1 protein-coding gene is annotated in these 1,095 nt (G+C 43.2%); it reads right to left on the bottom strand.

Going from position 1 to position 1,095, the window contains the following annotated elements; translation table 11 throughout:
- Positions 1–29: 29 nt before the first annotated feature.
- The gene (locus tag I6E78_RS18375; protein ID WP_197183112.1) at positions 30–998 is read right to left on the bottom strand and encodes an IS30 family transposase; all 969 of its coding nucleotides are present in this window, start codon (positions 996–998) and stop codon (positions 30–32) included.
- Positions 999–1,095 lie beyond the last annotated feature (97 nt).

The raw sequence follows: 1,095 nt of genomic DNA, 5'->3' as shown, positions 1-1,095 counted from the left end.
CGCGGATTCAAATCTGAAGTGCATAACGTTTAGGCGGCTTTAGCCGCCAAGTGATCCTGCATCAATTTTGCAGGCGTTTCAAATCCAAGTGTCTTCCTCGGACGATTATTAAGTTGCTCAAGTACTGGTATAACTTGCGCTGGTGTTACCGCCTTAAAATCTGTGCTCTTCGGCCAATACTGACGTAGTAATCCATTCGTGTTTTCATTCAATCCGCGCTCCCATGAGTGATAAGGGTGAGCAAAATAAACAGGAATACTTAAAGCCTCTGTGATTTGCTCGTGATAAGCGAACTCTTTTCCATTGTCAGCCGTGATGGTATGAAGCGCTGACCTATATGGCCTTAATAGTTCTATCGTCGCCGCAGTGACGGCTTGTGCTGTTTTTCCTGCTACCTGAGTTGATACAGTGAATTGGGTAACCCGCTCTACAATGGTAACAAGGGCGCCTCGATGACCTTTGCCTATGACGGTATCTATTTCCCAATCTCCGATACGGCCTTTCTCATCAACTATTTGTGGGCGCTTTTCAATGCTAACGCGATTTTTTATTTGCCCTCGGTTTGTTTTACCATGACTGCGCTTGTGATATTTCTTACCGTGTCGGCGCAGATGTAGGTATAGCTCACCACCTGCTTTTTTATCTTCCCAGATATACAGATAAATGCATTCATGACTGACAGACCGCTCACTTTCTTTGCGTAACCATCCCGTTATTTGTTCAGGACTCCACTTCTCATTAAGCTTCTGGGTAATTAAAGCTATCATTTCAGGTGTCATCTTAAGCGGTTTTCTTACACTTCTTCGGCGAAACAAAGCCCGCTCATGAGCTTGCTTGTGTCTGTAACCTCGCTTACCTGTATTTCTAGAAAGCTCTCTTGAAATCGTAGATTGCGATAAATTAGTTAGCTCAGCAATACTTTGTTGCGTAAAACCGCTTTTCTTTAGAACGGCGATCTGGCATCTTTGCACATAGGTCAGTTGTTTGTAATGTCTCATTGTAAAATCTCTTGCCTGAGAAAAAGCAGTTAGCTTATGAGCAACTGACCACTTAATCTAGCCAAAACAAGTTATGCACTTACAATTTGAATCTAGG

This window comes from Pseudoalteromonas sp. NZS127 (assembly GCF_015864805.1).
Taxonomy (GTDB): Bacteria; Pseudomonadota; Gammaproteobacteria; order Enterobacterales; family Alteromonadaceae; genus Pseudoalteromonas; species Pseudoalteromonas nigrifaciens.
The sequence above is the reverse complement of the archived record's forward strand: the minus strand, read 5'-3'. Positions and strand labels throughout refer to the sequence as shown.